At 69.1% G+C, this 15967-nt stretch carries 16 protein-coding genes and 1 tRNA gene; 13 read left to right on the top strand and 4 right to left on the bottom strand.

Annotation, left to right across the window (positions count from 1 at the left end; all coding sequences use genetic code 11):
* Nucleotides 1-24: 24 nt before the first annotated feature.
* From ACIQU4_RS27880 to ACIQU4_RS27870, 3 genes are all read right to left on the bottom strand, one after another.
* Complete coding sequence (locus ACIQU4_RS27880) at nt 25-1221, bottom strand: MAB_1171c family putative transporter (RefSeq protein ID WP_403736143.1); 1197 nt, start codon at nt 1219-1221, stop codon at nt 25-27.
* Nucleotides 1222-1223: 2 nt separating this feature from the next.
* Complete coding sequence (locus ACIQU4_RS27875) at nt 1224-1826, bottom strand: toxin-antitoxin system, toxin component (protein WP_403736140.1); 603 nt, start codon at nt 1824-1826, stop codon at nt 1224-1226.
* A gap of 99 nt (nt 1827-1925) precedes the next feature.
* Nucleotides 1926-2558, bottom strand: coding sequence for a hypothetical protein (locus tag ACIQU4_RS27870; protein WP_403736137.1), 633 nt, complete (start codon nt 2556-2558; stop codon nt 1926-1928).
* 395 nt (nt 2559-2953) lie between these two features.
* Between ACIQU4_RS27870 and ACIQU4_RS27865 the strand changes: the two genes are divergently transcribed.
* The 3 genes from ACIQU4_RS27865 to ACIQU4_RS27855 are packed head-to-tail and all read left to right on the top strand — an operon-like array spanning nt 2954 to nt 5215.
* A complete protein-coding gene (locus ACIQU4_RS27865) occupies nt 2954-3454 on the top strand; it encodes a hypothetical protein (RefSeq protein WP_403736134.1) in 501 nt (166 codons plus the stop codon).
* A complete protein-coding gene (locus ACIQU4_RS27860; protein ID WP_403736131.1) occupies nt 3390-4712 on the top strand; it encodes an MAB_1171c family putative transporter in 1323 nt (440 codons plus the stop codon). The genes ACIQU4_RS27865 and ACIQU4_RS27860 overlap by 65 nt, the downstream gene beginning before the upstream one ends.
* A 47-nt stretch (nt 4713-4759) precedes the next feature.
* Nucleotides 4760-5215, top strand: a complete 456-nt coding sequence (locus tag ACIQU4_RS27855; RefSeq protein WP_403736128.1) for an NUDIX domain-containing protein — start codon at nt 4760-4762, stop codon at nt 5213-5215.
* Nucleotides 5216-5240: 25 nt separating this feature from the next.
* Here the strand turns inward: ACIQU4_RS27855 and ACIQU4_RS27850 are convergent, their stop codons facing one another.
* Nucleotides 5241-6140 carry a helix-turn-helix domain-containing protein gene (locus tag ACIQU4_RS27850; protein WP_403736126.1) on the bottom strand — a complete coding sequence of 300 codons (900 nt, stop codon included), beginning with the start codon at nt 6138-6140 and terminating at the stop codon, nt 5241-5243.
* Nucleotides 6141-6385: 245 nt separating this feature from the next.
* Here ACIQU4_RS27850 and ACIQU4_RS27845 point away from each other — a divergent pair, with 245 nt between their 5' ends.
* From ACIQU4_RS27845 to ACIQU4_RS27800, 10 genes are all read left to right on the top strand, one after another.
* Nucleotides 6386-7639: a SpaA isopeptide-forming pilin-related protein gene (locus ACIQU4_RS27845; protein WP_403736123.1), complete on the top strand. Its 1254-nt coding sequence runs from the start codon at nt 6386-6388 to the stop codon at nt 7637-7639.
* A 109-nt stretch (nt 7640-7748) separates the two neighbouring features.
* A complete protein-coding gene (locus tag ACIQU4_RS27840; protein WP_403736120.1) occupies nt 7749-8579 on the top strand; it encodes a sortase in 831 nt (276 codons plus the stop codon).
* Nucleotides 8579-8983, top strand: a complete 405-nt coding sequence (locus tag ACIQU4_RS27835) for a hypothetical protein (RefSeq protein WP_403736117.1) — start codon at nt 8579-8581, stop codon at nt 8981-8983. Before ACIQU4_RS27840 ends, ACIQU4_RS27835 begins: the two co-directional genes overlap by 1 nt.
* 91 nt (nt 8984-9074) lie before the next feature.
* Nucleotides 9075-10442: a winged helix-turn-helix domain-containing protein gene (locus tag ACIQU4_RS27830; RefSeq protein ID WP_403736114.1), complete on the top strand. Its 1368-nt coding sequence runs from the start codon at nt 9075-9077 to the stop codon at nt 10440-10442.
* Nucleotides 10439-11290 (top strand): DciA family protein, encoded by an 852-nt coding sequence (locus tag ACIQU4_RS27825; protein WP_403736112.1) that lies wholly within the window; start codon nt 10439-10441, stop codon nt 11288-11290. Before ACIQU4_RS27830 ends, ACIQU4_RS27825 begins: the two co-directional genes overlap by 4 nt.
* Nucleotides 11291-11359: 69 nt before the next feature.
* Entirely contained in the window at nt 11360-11542 is a 183-nt protein-coding gene (locus tag ACIQU4_RS27820) for a hypothetical protein (protein WP_403736110.1), read from the top strand.
* 313 nt (nt 11543-11855) lie between these two features.
* Complete coding sequence (locus tag ACIQU4_RS27815; RefSeq protein WP_403736107.1) at nt 11856-12515, top strand: lysophospholipid acyltransferase family protein; 660 nt, start codon at nt 11856-11858, stop codon at nt 12513-12515.
* Nucleotides 12516-12647: 132 nt separating this feature from the next.
* Nucleotides 12648-12721 (top strand) — tRNA-Met (locus ACIQU4_RS27810).
* Between the two features lie 389 nt (nt 12722-13110).
* A complete protein-coding gene (locus ACIQU4_RS27805; RefSeq protein ID WP_403736105.1) occupies nt 13111-14202 on the top strand; it encodes a hypothetical protein in 1092 nt (363 codons plus the stop codon).
* Nucleotides 14203-14686: 484 nt separating this feature from the next.
* Nucleotides 14687-15931, top strand: coding sequence for an MFS transporter (locus tag ACIQU4_RS27800; protein WP_403736103.1), 1245 nt, complete (start codon nt 14687-14689; stop codon nt 15929-15931).
* The last annotated feature ends 36 nt before the right edge of the window (nt 15932-15967 follow it).

The following is a 15967-nucleotide window of genomic DNA, read 5'->3' as shown; positions in this document are numbered from 1 at the left end:
TGTAATTCGAAGGACGGCGCATGATTACTTGCTCTCTGGGGTGGCGGCCCCGACCAGGTTGGTGCTGTTGATCTTTGAGAAGTACCTGCTGAGCTCGGTCACGTGTGTGCCCGACAGGAAGACGGGGGGCCTGTCGGCGTGGTTGTCGGTCCGCTCGAGCTGGTGGTCCGGGTTCTGCCAGGTCGCTGAAGGCTTCGCGACTAGTGCCGCGTGAATGGTCGCCGCTTCCGCCACGACTCGGGCGGCATCCGGGTCGTACCCCTCGGCCTCGGCGTAGCGTTGGGCGGCCGCGCGGTGCTCGGGGCTGAGGTAGGGCGCAAGGTTCAGGAGCCGGTCGGCGATCTCGGTAGCCCTGTGCGTTGCCCGTACTTGGATGCCAGTGGTCAGCCCGATCCTCATGGGCGCTCCCGGGCCGTTCCACGGTTCGAGAGCGCGCCATAGGGGTTCCATGAGCTGGTAGGAGCGCCATGCTTGGAACCGCGCGCTGCTCCAGGGCCCGGCGACCGGAACCAGGAAGCCGAGCATGGTCACGCCGGCGCTCACGGCAACGACGGAGGGGGCGGCATCGGTGCTCAGGTAGTCCCACCGGTCTCCTCCAGTCGACCACCGCAGGCCCACGGCGATGAGCTTGAGGATCGAGTAGCCGAGGCTCAGGCAGTAGCCGGCGACGAGGACGGACAGGCCCTTCCGCGTCCAGCCGGCTCCCAGCACCCGTGCCCAGCTCCAGCACTTGATCATCACGGCTGTGCAGATGGCCGTGTGGCACAGCAGGTAGAGGACGATCATGGCCCCGATGTACGGGGTGGTCGCGTAGTACGTGTCCAGATCGCGCCGTCGCTCCACGGGGACGTCGCTCAAGGAGAAGAGCACGCAGTAGATGACGACGGCCCCGCCGGTTGCTGCGATCCACCTCCGAGTGTGCTGCCGGATGACCTCCTCGGGGCCGCCTCGCCAGTGCATCAGCAGGACCAGGGAGGCGCAGCTGAAGGCCGAGAGGATGCAGTAGACGATGAGGGCCGAGATGTTGGGGACGCCGATGATGCTGTTGACGCGGCCGACAGTTGGCGGTGCCCCTGCGATGAAGACGAGAGTTGACGTGAGGAGGATGGCGAACAGGGAGCGGGACATGGGCGAGCGCCGGGTTCGCCACAGGCCGGGCATCTTCACGGTCAGGGCGAGCCCCAGCGCGAGAGCGGGTATGTAGTAGTCCGTGCCGGTCACTGTCAGATGCTCCGGCTGCCGAGGCTGGCCTGGATGCGGCCGGCCAGACCGTCTTCAAAGGTCAGTTCGCTGTCGGCCTCGAAGTAGCTGCGGAAGGCCGAGCCCATGAGCAGCCCGAAGCTCTCGGCATCGTTCTCTTCCCTGGTGTTGAAGCTGGTTCGTGCTGCCAGCGACAGGATCTGCGCGTCCTGCAGCTCGCCGCCCAGCGAGCGGGTGGCCGCGTTCACTTCGGCCGAGTGGGCGACGTGCGCGCACTCTCCCTTGAGGACGTGCCAGATCTCGTGTGCGAAGATCACGACCTGGTGAAGAGGGCTCGTCTGGCTCTCCACCACGATGACGAGCCTGTCCTCGAAATCCAGGGACAGGCCGCTGGCCGTGCCCTCGGGAAACTGCTTGAACAGCAGGTAGACCGGTCGCCGAGGGCGCCCCTCCGCGTCGTCCTTCTCGTTGACGCGTTTTTCGAGGTACTCCCGCAGGGACTCGAAGAGGGCCTCGGGATCCGAAGGAGCGGGCCGCGCGATCCCCTCGAGGACGTCGTTGCGGAGTTGGATCATCGAACGCTTGCTTCCGCCGCCCTCACGGCGCTTCATCAATTTGCGAATCATGGATATCCCCCAGTGAAGTCCTGATGCATCAAGCAGCACCGACTCTGCCTGATGGCCTCTCGTCCCGTAGCTGACCGATGGCTGGCTAATCGGGGGCCCTCAACCACGGCCGGCTCCCTCGGTCGTTCTTGCGACAGCGTCGACGAGCAGCATGAGCGCGGCTTCTTGCTCGGGCGACAGGTCTGTGTCCCCCAGCCGGTGCGCGATCTTCACCGCGTGCCGGTTCGTGATCGCCTCGGTCGGGCTCTGGGCGAAGTGCCGCATTTGCGGGATGGTGCGGTCGTTCAGCACACGGTTCAGGGCCGCAGCCGGCGGGTCGGTCAGGAATGTGACCGGAACGCTAAAAAATGCGGCGAGCTTTGCCGAGTGGTCCAAGTTCGGCGCCTTGGGTTTGCCAAGGAGGTTGCTCAGCCAAGCCGGAGTCATGTTGCAGGCCCGGGCAATCTGGGCGGAGCTGTACCGGCGGCTCTCCAGAGTCCCGCCAGGGCCCTCAGTCTCGTTGAGCCGGGTCGCCTGCAGGTATTTGATCCGCCGTACGACCTCGTGGTCGAAGCTCTCGGGCTCGGGCAGGCGTTCGCCGGCCAGCAGCGTCTGTACGTCGTCTTGCGAGAAGGAGGTGTGGAAGGAGAGCTCCTTCAGGGGCAGCGCGCTGTCTCGGTCAAGTCCCGTTTGAGACAGGAGTAGTTCGACAGTTCTCAGGGTCTCGGCGAGGTCGTCGTACCCGTCGCTCATAGACGCTCCAGGAGGGGTGTGAAGGGGTTTGTGAGGTACGCGGACGGCGCCCGCGGCCTGCGTGGATACTAGATCACGTTAACTGTGCTTGATGCAACGATTTCATGGTTGACGGACCTGCGGTGAGGGGGCAAGATCGCATTCTGTGCCCCCCGGGGCACGCCGGGTACCGCTCTTTTCATCACGGTTGGCCATACATGTTCGATTCTGGAGTTGGCGTGTAAGGGGCGCTTGCGTACGGATCGGACCACAGCGGGCCAGGCATCGATCACCCACAGCACGATTGGTCAGCGAGGGCGAGATCCCGAATGCGCTTGAGATGGCTTCGGCCAGGCAAGGCGGTCTGCCACAGCCCGCGGGCCGTACGCAAGGAAGCTCGACGGGTCGTCGACAGCATGCCGCTGCCGGAGCCTTTCAGCCTGGCAGCCCTCATCGAGAACATGGAGAAGGCACGTGGCCGCCACATCCGGCTGGTGCCGATCCCGGACCACCTGCTCGGGGCGACTTCGCTGTGTGGCCTCTGGCTCAAGAACCAGAGCCTTCCCGTCGACCTGATCCTCTACGTCGACAGCACGACCGCCTTCCATCGTGAGGCGATCATCCTCCACGAGCTCACGCATTTGTGGTGCGACGACGCCGAGGGCGCGACAAACGAAGACGTGACGGAACTCCTGGCGGGTTTCCCACCCGAACTGGTGAAGCGGTTGGTCGGGTCGGGACAGGCTGCAGCCCGCCATCGCTACGGAACACGCAAGGAGTCGAGGGCCGAGATGGTCGCATGCCTCATCCAGCAGCAGGTCCACAGCTACCGAGACCTCGCCGATCCAGGCGATGACGAAGTGCTTCGAGCACTCGGTGAGTCTCTCGCCTACCCCACCCGGAGAAGACGTGTCTGACTTTGTCGCCTACGCCGTCGTCGTTGCCCTGCTCTTCCAAGCAGTCTGGAGGGCACCCACCGCGTTCCGAGGACACGTCAGAGAACGATCCCTGTGGGGATCCTTCACAGCGCTGGGCATAGCCTGGTTTCTTCGAACGCCCGCCGGTCATTGGCTCGTGGAGCAGTCCGGCGTCGACGAGCTCGCATACCTCCTCAAGCACCTGCTGACGATCGCCGGCCTGTGCGCTCTGCTCCGGTACGTCACTGCGATCGACGCCGCCCAGGTCGCCACCGGCGCCAACCTCAGCCGACGCGTCAAGATCACCAGCAGGGCACAGAGTTGGGCCCCCGCGGCCGGACTCCTGGCTGCTGCGCTAATGACCGCCACGTTCCTGTTTGCCCTCGACCGGTCCGGCCCTGAGCAGGCCCACTTCATGCAGCGCCATGCTGGCGAAGCTGGGCTGGCCGTGTACATGGGTCTGTTCTACCTCTTCACCGGAGCGGTGATCGGCCTGTGCGGCTACCAGTGGGGCAGCAAGGCCCGCGATGCACGCGGCGCCCTGCGTGTCGGTCTCGGCCTGATGGGCGGCGGAATGGCCGCGGGGACGCTCTACTCCCTCGTCCGCCTGATCTACGGCTTCGTCAACGCGGCCACGCCCATGCCCGCCGACTTCGCCGCGCTGCAGGAGACCGTCACCGATTCCCTGCTGTACATGTGCTTCCTGCTGTGGACCCTGGGCGCGGTCGTCCCCGCGACGCAGGGGGTCACGACGCGATACCGCACCATCGCCCACACCATCCGGCTTCACCGCCTGTGGGCCGACCTGACCCTCGTCAACCCCGACCTTGTGGCCTACCCGCCGAGTCAGCTCCTCGTCGGCCGCCCCGGTGCCGCGTTGCTCAACACGACACGCGACGTCCTCTCGCGGCAGATGTCGCCCGCGTTCCGGCTCGGCAGGTACATCACCGAGATCCGCGACGCCATCCTCGAACTCCGCCGCCGGGCCCCCGAGCACCTCTACGCCTCGGCCCTGCTGGCCGCCGAGCGCGACGGACACCAAGGCCAGGACGCCGAGATCGTCGCTCAGGCGTACTGGCTCCGGGCGGCGCTCGCGCGGGTGGACCGTCAACCTCACCAGCCGGTCGACTTCCCCGCGAACATCGGCGAGAGCCTCAACGATGAACGCGCCTGGCTGCTCAAGGTGGCCTTCGCCTACCGCACCATCCCGCGCGCCACGGCACTCGCTCTCCTGATCGACGCGCCGCAGCCCGCCTGAAATCCGCCTGACAGAACGACCCTTTTCACCCACACCAGGAGTCACCCGTGGAATCGCGCGAGACGCACACCACTGCCGGAGCCTCGGCTGCCGCAATCGTCACCGACGCGGAGGGGCGCTGCGTCATAGTCAACCCCCGGTACAAGCCCGGCTGGAATCTGCCCGGCGGCCGCCTCAACCTTGGGGAGACTCCGGGCGCGGCGTGTGCCCGCGAGATTCGGGAAGAGCTCGGCCTCGACCTCGAGATCGGTGACCTCCTGGTCCACTTCTGGGTCAACCGTGACAGCGGCTCCCACGTCTACTACATCTTCGACACACCCGCCCTGACCGCAGATCAGGTCGAATCCATCACGCTCCAGGACGCCGAGCTGACGGAGATGCGGATCACCAAGCCGGAAGAGATCGACCCGGAGGATATCCCGAAGTTCGCACTGACGGCCTGGCGCGCGGCGCTGGCGGCCCGAGAGGACAAGACGATCCGCTACGTAGAGGTCAGCGCGTAGGAGAACCGGCTCGGCCGTCCCGGGCTTAGGTGCCCTCGGGACGGCCGGGGCGATCAGATCCTCGGATCTCGTCGATGAGCTCGCTGAGGAAGTCCATCAGGTCTGCGGGCATCGCTTCGCCGGCGCCCCGCGCAGCCATGCCGGTGAGACCGGTCTTCAGCATGCGGGCGCCGCTAACGATCCGGGTGACTTCGTCGCTGTCGCTGGAGAAGAAGGAGGAGGGCGCGTCCAGGGCAGCTGCCAGCGCGCCCAGTTCGTCGACCCCGGCCTCCACGGCCTCCCCTGTACGCAGGTCGCGGACCAAGGAGGGGCTCAGGACGCGGCGGCCGGCGGCCGCGTTGCCTCGCCGTGAGATCTCCTCATCACTAGGCCGCCGGCCGGGAACATAGGTCTCCGCCAGCAAGTACTCGATCTTCTCGGCGATGGTCCGCGGCGTGCCGGGTACGGCTGCATCGGCCTCCGTACGGACCAGGGCCAACGCGGGGCCGGGGGCAGGCTCAGGAACGTCGTTGCCGAAACTGCGCTCCTGGGCGCGGAGCAGCACTTCCACACTGACTCCGTAGGCCGCGGCGAGGGAAGCCTCGTACTGGGGGGAGAGCCGGGCTTTGCCGCTCTCTGCTCTGCGCAGGGGGTTCGGGCTACGTGTGCCGAGAAACGCGGTTGTCTCCGCCTGGGTAAATCCGGCGTCACACCGCAGGTCCGTCAGGTCGGCGTCGCCGTCCCGGGGAAACAGCTCATCGAAAGGCTGGCCCAACTCCGCCGCCAGCCGAGCGAGCTTCTCAGGCGGCGGTGTAGTCCGTCCGGTCTCCCACTTCCCAACAGACGACTCGTTCACCTTCACGGCAGCGCCAACTTGGGCCTGAGAACGATCTGAAGCCCGGCGCACCGAACGGAACTTTTGCGCATCGAAAAGACGTTCGGGCATGCAGGGACTCCAGAGGACGCGAAGGCGGGCGACAACACTCTAACCACTTGATCATGTCGCCAGAAGACGATAACTTGCCTTTGGCGATCTGGGGGGTGGATCCGCTCTGACTCCGCTACCCGTTTCGTTCCACTCGTACCTCCCGCCCTATTTAGGGCGGTTGGATCCCGTCGGACCGGGCCGCAACGGCCTAGGAACCTCAGTGCCCGGTTCCGACGGAGCAATCCCCGCGGACGGAGATCAGGATGAATGGTGCACCACTCAAGGGCCGCGCGCACGCGCAATGGCGCTTTCGGTATCCAATCGTGCTTGGCACGGCGGCTGCGCTGGGCGCGGGCATCATGCTGGCGCCGGGTGCGCAGGCGGCGGACAAATGGGGGCCGGGATACTTGATTCCGGATGCCTCCGGCAAGCCGGACACCTCCCACATCGGTGCCTACGGAGCGCCCGGCAAGACCCTTCCCGGCGTGACCGAGCTGGCCTACTGCGCGGACCCTGAGCTCGCCGGCCCTGACGCGGCCGGCCAGTACGGGCCCGTCAAGGAGTTCACGACCTGGACCTCCCAGGCCAGCGCAAAGAAGGCGTCCGCCGAGGACGTCGCTCGCGCCGCGTACGTGCTCTCGAAGTACGGCCAGGCCAAGGGCGACATCCAGGCCGCTGCGGTCGACGCCGTCATCTACAGCTACCTCGAGGCCGGCACCACCTACGCACTGCCCGACGGCAAGCGTGCGCTGCAGCGCCTGAGCTACCCGAACGTGTCGCCGGACGCGAAGAAGTTCGCCACCGGATACATGAACGAAGCGAAGATGTTCGCCGGCCCCTACAAGATCAACATCAAGCCCGTCGGTGGATCTCTCAAGCCCGGCGGGAAGACCGAGGTAATCCTCGACGTCACCTCCGCCACCGGCCACAAGGTGCCCGGCGTCAAGCTCGACATCAACGTGGCTGGCGCGGCCTCCGGCGTGATGACCAACGCCGACGGTGTCGCCACCACCACGGTGACGGCCGGCAAGGACACCACTGCCACCGTGAAGGTCACCGCCAAGTCCCTCCCCGGCAGCACCCTGCGCGCCATCACGCCGAGCAACAGCAAGGCGCAGCGCATGCTGCTGGCCGGCGGCACCTCCAGCGCCGAGGCACAGCTTCAGCCCAAGGTCGACGCACTCCAGGGCAGCATCAAGGTCGTCAAGACCGCGGCCGACACCGGCAAGGCGCTCGCCGACGTGGAGTTCCAGATCAAGAACGACCAGGGCAAGACCGTCGCCACCGGCAAGACGGACGCAAACGGCTTCTGGCAGGTCAACGACGTGCCACCCGGCAAGTACACGGTGCACGAGGTCAAGGCGATCGAGGGCTACCAGCTGGCACCCGACCAGACCACCGCGGTCACCGACGGCAAGGCCGCCGAGGTCCCGGTCAAGGACGTCAAGATCCCGACACCCGAGAAGCCTAAGCCGCGGCCTGTGAAGATCCCCGAGCTGCCCAAGACCGGCGCCTGACCAATCCACTGCAGGCCCCTGCCAGGGCCTGACCTTCCCTCGAGCGGGGCCGGACCAGTTACCGGCCGGCCCCGCTGCCTGCCGTCCTCTCACGCACGGATGACGCACCATGACGCACACGCCCGACCACCCCAGCACCATGAACCCCGCCGCCCGTCGGCGGAAGCGGAACACCGGCCTGTACGCGGCGATCGCCGCTGGCGCCGTCCTGACCGCCGCGGCGGTTACGGTCACGGTCCTCAACAACGGCAGCGACGCGGCTGGCACGAACACCGCCACCCGTGACGTCTCGCCGAGCACGTCCACCACGACCTCGCAGCAGGTCGAACCCGACCCGCTCACCTCGTCCGCGGCCCCCACCGGCGGAGACCCGTCCGTCCCGGACGAGACCGGCACCGCCGCCAAGGCTGCCGACGACGCGCTGGGCACCTGGTCGGACAGCAACCCCGCATCCAGCGGCGACCGCGCCGTCGCGGGAGACCCGGCCCCGGGCCCGGGCGGCAGCATCCATGAGGTGGTGCGTATCCCCGCCCTCGGCGAGGACTGGGCCCAGCCCGTCTACGAAGGTGTCGCCGACAAGCAACTGCGCGCCGGCATCGGTCACTTCCCCGACACCGAACAGCCTGGCCAAGTCGGCAACTTCGCCCTGGCCGGCCACCGCAGCGGCGTCGCCGACCCCGCGTTCCGACAGATCGACAACATCAAGCCCGGATCCGTCATCTCGGTCACCACCGCCGACCGGATCACCTACACCTACACCGTCGCCCGGGTCCGCACCGTCGAGCCCAACGACGTCAACGTCATCGCTCAGGTCCCCGACAACCCCGCGGCCACGCCGACGAAGGCCAAGTTGACCCTCGTCACCTGCTGGCCGGCCACCGGCCACTCCAAGCGGGTCGTCGTCGAGGCGGACCTCACATCAAGCAAGGGGGGCACGTAATGTCCGACGAGGCCGACCAGGCCGACACCAGCAGCAAAGTCGTCATCCAGCCGTCCCGCCCCTGGCCCGTCTACAACGTGGACCGGGCGAAGGCGGAGCTCATCGCCCTGGAGCTCCTGACCCAAGGCGTCTCGCAGTACCGCGTCCGCTTCCAGACCAAGCTGTCGGCCAAAGAGGTCCGCCGCCTGGCCGCCGTCGTCGCCGAGGACGCCCAGAACCCTCCGACGCCTCGCATCGTCGGCCGCAGCCCGCGACCCAGCCGCGCCGTCCCGGCCGGCCCGGCCGCCCGCGCACCGCGCACCGCGGTCATCCGCCCGGCCCGCCGTGGCCACGCCCCCACCTGCCCTACCGCCCGAACCGAAACCCCGGTCGAGTCCGAGCAGATGGCCTTCGCCTTCGACTAACCCACCGGCGCAGCACCCGCTGCACCGCCTTCCCCTTTCAGGCCCGTCCCGCCGCGGGTCTACTTCGCGCACCCCGAGACCTGGAACTCCTGTGCCCACATCCACCCAGCCCGGCGCCACGCCGCAGCAGCAGACGCTGCCGCGCGTGCCCGCGGCCAACCAGTGGATCACTGCCACCAAGAGCCGCATCGCCACCGACCGCTACTCCTGGATGCAGGCCGTCCACTGGGCCAACATCCGCGCCGGCTACACCGACAACTCCAGCCACGGACCCCAGCGCATCAGCGACACCACCCTGCGCGTCGCCCAGGTCCTGGCCAAGCTCAACCCCTGCCGCCCGGGCATCGACTTCCTCGCCCGCGTCTTGAGCCTGTCCGAGCGCACCGTCCAGTACCACCTCGCCCTCCTGCGCGGCGTCGGCCTGCTCACCTACCGCACCAAGGGCACGCGTGTGCCCGGAGTAGGCGGCCAGGCCAGCGAGTTCGTCCACACCATCCCCCCTGGATTCGACGACGACCTCCAGCTGCGCACGGGCCCTTCCGAGCAGTACATCCGCACCGTTCGCGGCATCGACCCGGCCGGCCTGCCGCTGATGAAGCGCCTCGCCCGCCTCGCCGGCCGCGCCGGCCGCCGCCCCGCCAAGCGCACCCGCCTGGGCCGCTCCGGCGCCAACCCCTCTTGCACCCCAATGGGGGTGGGTCCTTCAACGTCTTCTCCTACCGGTACTTCTACGCTTCCCCCTGAGAACAAGCTCGCCAGCGGGAAGCCCAATTCACCCGCCCGGAAGAAGCCCAGCACCCCCAAGCCGAAACGTTCCCTCAACGCCGTCGGACGCCGCTTCCAGCTCGCCCGGGAGCTCATCACCCAGGTCCCGTGGCTCGGCCGCGCGAACACCGCCCGGATCGCGTGGATCGTCCGCGAGGTCGCCGACGCCGGCTGGACGACCACCGAGGTCATCGCCGTCCTCAGCCTGGAGAACCCGGCCCACCGCGTTCACCGCCCCTCCGGCTTCCTCGCTGCCCGCCTCCACGGCGCCACCGCGCTGTACAACACCCCCGAGCGCCGCGCCGCGATCGTCGCCTGGTGGCAGGACTCCCGCCACGCCGCACAGGCCCGGCACGCCGAATGGGACGGCACGTGGCAGGGCCCCACCAGCCGCGCCGTAGCCCGAGAGGTCAACGCCGCGATCGCCCAGCTCCACACCACCCCGCAGACCGCCAGCACGCCGGCCTACGAGGTCGGCGAGGACGGTTTCGTCGCCCTCGAACAGCTCACCCGCGACGAAATTATCGACCTTCGCGCGGCCGCCCAGAAGGACCCCCTCCTGATCAAGACCACCCTCGCCACCTGCGGCGAGACCTACGCCCGCCGCCTGTTTACCAACCACCTCGTCGACCAGGTCCAGCGCCTCGCCGGTGTCGGCCGCATGGTCCTGCACACCCAGTGGGGGCACGCATGACTACCACCGAGACCACCGGTGCCGACCTGGCCCGCATGGCCCTGATGGCCGCCCGCAAGGCCGCCGCCGCCCGAGGCGAGCACAGCCGCGCCCAGGCCAAGCCCAAGCGCCGGCGTTCCGCGCATCGTGGCGACGGCCGCGACCCCCTGGACCTGAAGGCCGTCTTCAAGCGCCTGGCCGACGAACGCGGTTGGGACGAGCCGCTCGTCGGCGGCCAGGTCATCGACCGCTGGAAGGACATCGTGAGCGGCGAGGTCGCCGACCGGCTGCAGCCGGTTCGCTTCGACGAGCCGACCGGCCGCCTGGAGCTGCTGCCCGAGTCGCCCGCCTGGGCCCTCCAGGGCCGCCTGATCAGCGCGCAGCTCCTCGACCAGGTCAACGCCGAACTCGGCGCCGGAGCCGTACGCGAGATCGAGATCCTGGCCCCCGGCACCCGCCGTCCCGGGCACATTCGGCAAGACGAACGGCCGGAAGCCGTCCAGCCGACGCTCCCCCCGCCCGCCGTCGACAGGTACGCGCCCGCCGGGTACCACGCAGTCCGTGAGGTACTCGCCGGCCGCACGGGGCCGATGATCGCCGGCCCTGCCCTGGTACGGCCCGACGAGGACAAGTGCGAGGGCTTCCACCACGCACGAGCCGGTCTCCGACCCATCCGCACCGCGCCGATGTCCGAGCCGGCTGAGATCCCGGTCGACCGGTCCCAGGGCTACCACCGTGCCCGCGCCGGCCTGCGGCCCATGGCCCCGCCGACGTCCGCGGCCGCCGTTCAGTACGAAGCGACGTCCGGCTACACCCGGGCCCTGCACAGGCTGCGGTCGAGCAAGGTGCTCAGCGCCGCGCCCGAGTGAGCACCATCCCGATCGCCCAAACCGGATGTGCCGCAGCCCACTTCTGAGCGCCAACCCGAACGGAGCCCGATGAACCCCACCGGTACCCACCCGCCGACTGACGGGGCCGAAGCCAGCCCGGTAGACCGGCACACGGCCTCGACCATCACCGACGACGCACTCGAAGACCTCTACAACCAGCGCGACCGACTCCTCTTCCTCGCCTTGCTGCTTGTCATCGCCCGCACCACGCCCAAGGAGACAACCGCATGACCGGCCCCACCAGCACACCCCGCGGCGAGCGCCACGGCACCACCGGCTCCCTCTGGGAGACTCACCTCGTCTCGAACGAAAGGGTCGTCCCCGACGAGGAATGGGAGATGCCTCTGCCCCGCGCCAACCGGGCAGCCCGGCGAGCAGCCGCCCGCAACCGGTCTCCACGATCCGGCGCAGCTCCCGGCTCGGCTGTGCCCCCGGCTGCGTAGGTGCCCCAGCACCGGCCAACTTGAGTACGCGCACTCAGGCCGCAGTGCCCCCGACCCGCCACGATGAAGATCAACTCGTCGCCGACCGAAGAGGCTTCTTCATGCTCAGCCGCATCGCCGCCGCGATCGTCCCGGCGTTCGGGCATCTGACCATCAGCTCGGACCGCCCCACCACGCCGACCGGCACGATCATCCTCGGAAACCACACCTCCCTCGCTGACCCCGGCGTCGTCCTGGCCGCCCTGCGACGCCTGGAGATCGAACCTGTCATCCTCGCGACCGCCGGGCTTTGGCGTATCCCTCTCCTCCGCAGCCTGCTCACCCGCGACGGCCACATCCCCGTGCACCGCGGCACCGCGCGGGCAGCCGACTCTCTTGAGGCCGCCGCCCAGGCGCTGGCCGCCGGCCGCAACGTGCTCATCTACGGCGAAGGCCGCCTCCCGCTCCGCAAGGACTCCGCCGAAGCAGCGCCCGAGAACTTCCGCAGCGGCCCTGCCCGACTCGCCGCAGCCACCGGCGCCCCGATCCTGCCCCTGGGCCAGGCCGGTGCGCGCCATATCACCTCCGGTACCCGCTCCAAGCAGCTCGCCGGGATCATCACCGCACCCGCACGCCGGCCGCGCCTGCACGTCCACCTCGGCGCTCCCCTGCGCCTGCCCGCCGAGATCCCGGCCGCCACCGCAGCCGCCCACCAGGCCGTCACCGCCGCCTGGCGCACGGCGGCTCGACACCTCGGAGAGCCGGCCGCGCTCGCCGCCTGACACCGGCCGTGCAGCTGGAATAGGCGCCCCTGGGCAACGAAGCGCCGAGTGCACCACGGCGGAAGACGCGATCTCGCTGGAGTCCAAACCGGTTCGTCCCGGGCGCAGATGCCGTAGGGTTCTGTCTACCGACGCGGGGTGGAGCAGCTCGGTAGCTCGCTGGGCTCATAACCCAGAGGTCGTAGGTTCAAATCCTGCCCCCGCTACTAAAAACGGCTTCGGGCCCAGCACAAACGTGCTGGGCCCGAAGCCGTTTCGCTTGCCATACGACCATTGCGCTGCCGCGGGCGAGTCGCTGCTCCGCCGTACGGACACCCGACCGACCCGAGTCTCCGACCAAGTCGTCACCGAGCCGAGCCGGCACCTGCCCCCGGTGCGCGGGCGGCCTTCAGGCCCCAGTCGCCTGCCCGTTCGGCGACGACCCGGATCCGCGACGGCAGTGGCTCTCTTCTTCCGCGCACAGGACCGGCCCGATGTTCAACTACGTCTGGTTGCAGCCATTTTGGGGATTCAGGGACCGCCAGGGTGGACCGGCAGGGCTTGACCAAGATCACCACTCTCTATATACTTTAAATTGTCAAAGAGAGGGGAGTGCATGACTCGATCCGCCACCCAGTCCCGCAAGCGCCGCTGCCCGCAGGTCCCCTATGACCTGCTGACCATGGAGCTTGGCCACCGGCCGCCCGTACGAAGCTTCGCCCCCGAGCGAGTGCCTGACCTCGTTGCCGAGGTGTTCGATCCGTCGAGGATTCTCCCGCTGGTCCTCGTCACGACGTCCCCGAGTCACGGCGACAAGCCGCTGCTCGACCCCGCCGAACTCGGTGAGCAGCTCGAAGGCCGAGCAGACGTAGCCGTTCTTGCCGATCAGGCCGCATCCTGGGCCCTCGGCGCAGCCCTCCCGGAGAAGTGGTCCACCTACGGAGGCGCCCTTCGAATCTTCTGGGCGGACGCCACCAAACGCGACCCTGCCGAGCGGCACCCCCGCGTCTACGTCAACTCCTCCAACACCGCAGATACCGTCCGCCACGTCGTCTCCCGCATTCGCGGCAGTGTCACCGTCTGGACCAGCGACACCGCATCTGCTGCACTCGCCACCCCGTCCGGAAGGCCGGACGCGACGCGCCAGGCAGAAGACGCTGACCTGCTGCGCGAGCACCTCCGGGCTGCCCGACAGGACCTTGCCACAGCCCGGAAGGACAACCGCGCTCTGCAGAACCGCATCCGCGACCTGAAGTCCTCGGGGGAGGGCGACGCCACCCTCGCCCTTCCGCCCGCAGTCTTCACCGATTCCGAGGCACAGTTCCGCTACGAGGTCGAGCAGATCTGGTTGTGGCGCTACCCCGAGGCCGAGCGGACCACCTGGCTCCTTCGCCCCTACCAGTTGGGACCCGACTGGCTCACCTCCCTTGGCGAAGTCACCCAGACCCACCGCCGGGACATCCTGGACGTCGTCACGGACGTACTCACCGGCCGCGCGGTCGACGTGCCGGGGCGCCAGGTCCGCCCCCACAAGACCCACGCGAGCGGAGGAGCACCCCAGCTCGTACGCGGCGACGGAGCCGCCGCCTGGCGGTGCAACATCAAGAACAACAGCCCCGCCGCCCCCCGCCTGACCTGGTGGAAGCTGAGCACCGGAACCCTCGAACTCGGACGTCTGTCCCTCCACGACGACACCAAGCTCCGCTGACGCGGTTCCCGGACGCTGCGCGGGCCCGGATACACCCCGGCCCGCAGCATCCCCTCTTCCGGCCGCCGTTGAACCGAGGCCGAACAGCCGCCGCAGGCGCCGGAAATTATCCACAGGCTCACCCCCATAGCGTCATTGACGTGCGCATTTGCCGCGCAGGCAGCCCTTCCGGGATGCCTGCGCGGTTGCACGTGACCGAGCTCGGCTGACCAACCCAGGGGAGGGCCACCATGACGACCAGCAGCAGCACCGCATCCCGCCATCGCGCGGCACCGCATACCCCAACCGGACCCTGAACCCAGCCTGAACCACCGGCCGGAGGAACACCCCCTGCTCTCCGGCCGGACCGCGGCCGAGGCCGGCCGCCGCCCGTGTCCCCCTCGGATCGGCGCCCAGCCCGGCCACCACTGCGGGGGCGCCGCCTCACCCCCATCCGGCGGCGCCCCCACGGGGATCCCGGACACCCGCCTGCTGCTGGAGAGAAGTGACCACGACCACCACGCCCACCAGAGCTGCAGAAGGCAGAGCGCCCGCCCGCGCCGGCTCCTGGCCCACCGAGATCCGCGCGCTGCTGGTCGCCACCTTCCTCGTCCGCGCCCTCGGCTACAGCTACCCCTTCCTCCCCTACCACCTCGACGAACTGCAGCTCTCCACCGCGACCATCGGCAAGACCCTGATGGTCTTCGGCGCCGGCTGGCTTGCCGGATCCGTCCTGTGGGGTTGGCTTGCCGACCGCATCGGCCGGCGCACCACCCTCGCCACCGCCATGGGGCTCGCCGCCGTGGTCCTGCCGCTCCTGGCCCAGGCATCGACGCTGAGCACCCTCACGACCGCGGCCTTCGTCGCCGGCATCGTCTACGACGCCCCCCGCCCAGTCGTCACCGCCGCCATCGCCGACCGCTACCGCGACGACGCCTCCAGGGCCTCGATCAACGCGGCCCGCAACTTCGCCGTTAACACGGCCGCCGCCGCTGCCGGCGCGAGCGGCGGACTCCTCGCCGACCGGATCGGCATCCCGGCGCTGCTGTGGGCCAACGCGGCTGCCTGCGCCGCCTGCGCGGTCATCGCCTTCACCCTCGTCAGCCCGAACAGCGCCACACCGCCCGCAGCCCGCGCCCCCCAGCGCGACGCGCTGCGCGACCGCCGGCTGTGGCTGCTGCTCCTGACCAGCCTGGCCGCGCTCACCGCCTGCGCCGCCATGTTCTCCAGCCTTCCCCTCCTGATGGCCAGAGCAGGACTGTCCGCCGCCGACTACGGATGGGCGCAGACCGCCAACGCCGCCGCCGTCCTGCTGCTCTCCCCCTACCTCAACCGCTGGATGAGCCGACGCGCTGGCCGCGACCGGCCCATGACCGGCATGCTCGCCCTCAGCGCCCTCATCCTTGGCACCAGCATGGCCTCCGCCGCCTACGCGACGAGCATCCCCGGATTCAGCCTCGCCGCCGCCCTGGCCGTCCCCGGGGAGATCATCGCCTTCATCGCAGCCGGAGACATCCTGGCCCGGATCTCACCCCCGGGAAGCCACGGCCTGTACGCCGGGATCTGGGGAACCACCCTCGCTGGCGCGGTCGTCCTGGCCCCCACCCTCGCCTCCTGGTCCCTCGAGCACGGCGGACCCCCGCTGAACGCCGCGGCCACCCTCACCGCCGGCGTCCTCGGCGCGGCGCTCTGCTGGCCGCTGGCCGCCTCCGTCCGCCGCATGCAGGCCCCCGCCACCCCCGCCCCCTGAATCCAGGAGCCTTGATGCGACCCCGCCATCCCGACA

Origin of the sequence: Streptomyces sp. NPDC090741 (assembly GCF_044769045.1) — a bacterium.
In the GTDB taxonomy this organism is placed as follows: domain Bacteria; phylum Actinomycetota; class Actinomycetes; order Streptomycetales; family Streptomycetaceae; genus Streptomyces.
The sequence above is the reverse complement of the archived record's forward strand: the minus strand, read 5'-3'. Positions and strand labels throughout refer to the sequence as shown.